The sequence below is a fragment of the Burkholderiales bacterium genome (genome assembly GCA_035518095.1).
Taxonomy (GTDB): domain Bacteria; phylum Pseudomonadota; class Gammaproteobacteria; order Burkholderiales; family JAHFRG01; genus JAHFRG01.
The window spans coordinates 1-3,916 of record DATIXX010000003.1 but is presented as its reverse complement, the minus strand read 5'-3'; the positions used below and the strand labels follow the sequence as shown (position 1 = coordinate 3,916).

At 54.2% G+C, this 3,916-nt stretch carries 5 protein-coding genes; 1 reads left to right on the top strand and 4 read right to left on the bottom strand.

The window, feature by feature from the left end:
* On the top strand, window positions 1–1,336 hold a 1,336-nt coding region (locus VLV32_00240; GenBank protein HUL40329.1), incomplete at its 5' end, for a glycosyltransferase family 39 protein.
* A 31-nt stretch (window positions 1,337–1,367) separates the two neighbouring features.
* Here VLV32_00240 and VLV32_00235 read toward each other — a convergent pair.
* The 4 genes from VLV32_00235 to serS form a co-directional block, all read right to left on the bottom strand.
* The gene (locus VLV32_00235) at window positions 1,368–1,586 is read right to left on the bottom strand and encodes a hypothetical protein (protein ID HUL40328.1); all 219 of its coding nucleotides are present in this window, start codon (window positions 1,584–1,586) and stop codon (window positions 1,368–1,370) included.
* A gap of 132 nt (window positions 1,587–1,718) precedes the next feature.
* A complete protein-coding gene (locus VLV32_00230) occupies window positions 1,719–2,480 on the bottom strand; it encodes an outer membrane lipoprotein carrier protein LolA (protein ID HUL40327.1) in 762 nt (253 codons plus the stop codon).
* Between the two features lie 11 nt (window positions 2,481–2,491).
* Entirely contained in the window at window positions 2,492–2,794 is a 303-nt protein-coding gene (locus VLV32_00225) for a hypothetical protein (GenBank protein HUL40326.1), read from the bottom strand.
* A gap of 206 nt (window positions 2,795–3,000) precedes the next feature.
* Window positions 3,001–3,916 (bottom strand): serine--tRNA ligase (serS, locus tag VLV32_00220; GenBank protein HUL40325.1); only part of this gene is annotated, 916 nt, incomplete at its 5' end.

The following is a 3,916-nucleotide window of genomic DNA, read 5'->3' as shown; positions in this document are numbered from 1 at the left end:
GCTGATTTTCATCTTTCGTTTTCCCAGCGTCGTGAGCGATTCGTTTATTTATGGCGACATCGCCAAGAACTGGCTCCAGCACGGCATCTTCGGTTTGAGCGGGCCGGAAGCAATTTCGCCAACATACATTCGGCTGCCGGGTTATCCGGCGTTTCTCGCCGGCATTTTCGCCATCTTCGGCATGGAGCATTACCGCGCGGTTTTGTTTGTGCAGATGTTCGTGGACCTCGGAACTTGCCTTTTGTGCGCGGACTTGGCTTTGCGCCTGATGGGCAGCCGGCCGGCCAAGATTGCTTTCGCTCTGGCCTGTTTGTGCCCATTTCTTGCAAATTACGCGGGTGCGGCACTCACCGAGACGCTGGAAATTTTTTTCACGGCCTTAGCGTTCGATCTGGCGATCCGCGCGCTGCAAGCTGAGCGAGACCGACCGCTGCGTTATTGGGCTGGATGTGGGTTGGCGTGTGCTGGCGCAATTTTGCTGCGACCGGATGGCGCGATGTTGCTGATCGTGATTGAAATTTATTTGCTGGCGCTGCTGCTCAAACCTCGTTTTCGGAATCCTCCGGCGACTCCAGCGGCAGGACGTGCGATTGTGCACGATTTTCAGGCCGCAATTCTCATCGGAGTCATCGCAATCGCGCCGCTGGTGCCGTGGACAATCCGCAACTGGCGGGTGTTCCACCAATTTCAGCCACTCGCGCCGCGCTACGCCAACGAAGAAAACGAATTCGTGCCCATGGGATTCAATCGCTGGGTGAAAACCTGGATGGCGGACTATGTGTCGGTCGAAGAGATTTATTGGCAGGAACCTGGGAGCCCGATTGACCCAAATCAACTTCCCTCTCGCGCATTTGATAGCCCGCAACAAAAAACAGAAACCATCGCGCTGATCGACGACTACAACAAAGTTCTGCACGTGACGCCGGAGCTGGATCAAAGATTTGAGACTTTGGCGGAGGCGAGAATTCGCGCCCATCCGGTCCGTTATTACATCGAGCTTCCGGTGCTGCGAATTCTTGATATGTGGCTGCGGCCGCGTACGGAAATGCTGCCTTCGGATACGCGCTGGTGGGAATTCAATGATGAACTGAAATGGTCGGTGCTGGCGATTGCGCTCGGCGTGATCGGTTTGTTTTACGTAATCTGCGGCCTCGTGGGATGGGTTTCGTCACGCCCGATCGCGCTCACGGGGTTGCTGCTACTGTTCGTGGTGCTGCGTTCGGCATTTCTGGGCACGCTAGAAAATCCGGAGCCGCGATACACGCTTGAAATGTACCCGGTCATGATTGTGGTCGCGGCTTACGCTTTGGCCAGCTCGCGGCGAGACTTGGCTTGACCGGCTCGGACCGCGTCGTCTAGCAAAGAGATTAGCTTAGCGGCGAGTCGCTCATCCGGAAGCGCGTGCGCACGTGTTCGGAGAGCAATTCAATCGCGTTGCGATTGGCGATTGGATCGGTGCGGGCCAGGTAGCGCATGGCTTCGACCAACACACGCTGGCCATCTACGTAGCGGGGATCAGACGTGCGCTCGCGTGATTTTTTGCGGCTAATATCGGGGGGTACTGGGATGGTAAAAACTTTGGCCATGTGGCTCCGCGCTTCTGGCAATAATTACGTGTCCTAAATTAGGTGTCTTGGATGATGTTTTCGAGTATAACGCGGCATTTTTGATAATGCAGCCGCAAAGTTTAATCGGCGATAGATGCAAGCTGCTGATTCTTAATGGTTTGTGATTGTTGCGTTGCCGTGTGTTTTCAACTTGAAGACGTTCGGCGAAATTTTCTTGCCCAGCTGGATGTTCGAGTAGTTTGCCAGCCGATAGTCGCCGTTGGTCTCGATCAACTTTTGCTGAACAGAAGTGCCGTCCTCCGGATTGATCCACAAAATGATTTCAGGTACGTGATTCTTGACGTTCTCGGCTTTGGGCGTCAGATCGAGCTTCGCAGCTTCGATACCGTTTTCGACTTTCTCCAGACCCTCGTACTTCACGTCGAAGGATTTGCGCATTTCATTGCCGCTGCTTAGAAAACCGAGCGCGAGAAATGTTTCGACCTCCTCGCGATGGGTGCCCGCATCGTACACATCGACGGCAGCTAACCTTGGCTTATAGACCTGAATTTTGCCTTCAGATAAAACCACCTGCTCCTCATCTGGCGGCTCGATGTCAGCCGCCATCTTGACTTGGTCGCCGTTCCGCTCGATAAAAATCCTGCCGGTCTCGGGGCTTTCCTTCTCGTCTACAACGCTGTTGTACATGGTCCAGCTGAACTTTGCTTCCACGCTGTGATATCTCGCCGCAGTCTGGTCCATTTTGGCGAGGATGGTATCAAGGTCGTTCTGCGTGCCCACAAGACAGGGCGCAGGCATTGCGTCCAACAAAGGAAACCGGCAAAGGCCCTGAGACATAAGTACAACAGAAAAGAAAAAAGGAATTGCGAGCGGGGCAATCGGTCTCGCGTAAAAGATGGATCGTCTTTTCATGTTGATCGCCGCTACTCTCTCTGAACCCAGACTTTGTAGATCAGAACCTGGCCTTTGATGTCTTTTACCGGCTCGTATCGCGAAATGCTGACATCACCGGAAATCGGTTCGATGACACGAAGCAATGCGGCGCGGATGGCTTGATCGTCGCCCTCGGGAACGGCGCGCGCTTCCACCTGATAAATCAATCCACCTTTGCCGTCTGGATAGACGACGACCCCGGTTGAGTGCGGGTTGTGCTCGACTGGATGATCGTTGAATTCGATCAGCCTCGGCGAGAAGAATACGAATAACAATATGAGCGTGACCATCACGTCATATTGGATAGTGCCACGCTCATATGACCAAAAGACGAAACTTTTAATCGTCCGCCAAGCGCCGCCCACGGGAACTGAGGGCGTTTCATGCTCGACGGTTTTTAGTTCGGTGTGCAAGGAAGTTTATTGAACCATCGGATCATTGACTCAATGGCTGAATCACTCAATCACTCAATGATTCAACGCTTCAATTCTAGATGTTTTCACCCGCCGTGAGTTGCCTTTATGCGGTCACGGCCTTGAATGCGATCAGTGCGCATGTACGGGCGGAGCGCCTCCGGGACTATGACCGTGCCATCCGACTGCTGGTAGTTCTCCAGGATGGCCAGCCAGGTACGCCCGACAGCCAGGCCGCTGCCGTTCAGGGTGTGCACGAATTCAGACTTGCCCTTGCCGTCCGGCCGGAAGCGAATATTGGCCCGCCGCGCCTGAAAAGACTCAAAGTTCGAGCAGGAAGAAATCTCGCGATAAAGTTGCTGGCCCGGAAGCCAGACTTCCAGGTCATAGGTCTTCGCTGACGAAAATCCCATGTCGCCGGTGCTCAGGACCATCACACGATAAGGCAACCCAAGCTTCTGCAGAATCTCTTCCGCATCGTGCGTCAGCTTTTCTAATTCTTCGTACGAGTTTTCCGGGCGTGCGAACTTGACCAGCTCAACCTTCTGGAACTGATGTTGGCGAATAATGCCGCGCACGTCCTTTCCATATGACCCGGCTTCGCTGCGGAAACATGGCGTGTAGGCAGTGAGTGAAATTGGCAGCTTGGATCCATCCAGGGTTTCATCACGATACAGATTCGTAACCGGAACTTCGGCGGTCGGGACCAGCCACAGGTCCTTTTCTCCATGCGGGACACGGAACAAATCCGCAGCAAACTTTGGCAACTGGCCAGTACCGTACATGGATTCAGAATTCACCATATAAGGCGGCAGCACTTCGGTGTAGCCGTGCTCGCGCGTGTGAACGTCAAGCATGAAGTTGGCGAGCGCGCGTTCGAGATGGGCGCCGGCGCCCCAATAAACTGCAAAGCGCGCGCCAGAAAGCTTGGCGGCCCGCTCCAGATCCAGAATGCCAAGTTCTTCGCCTAATTCCCAGTGCGGCTTGGGCTTGAAATCGAAT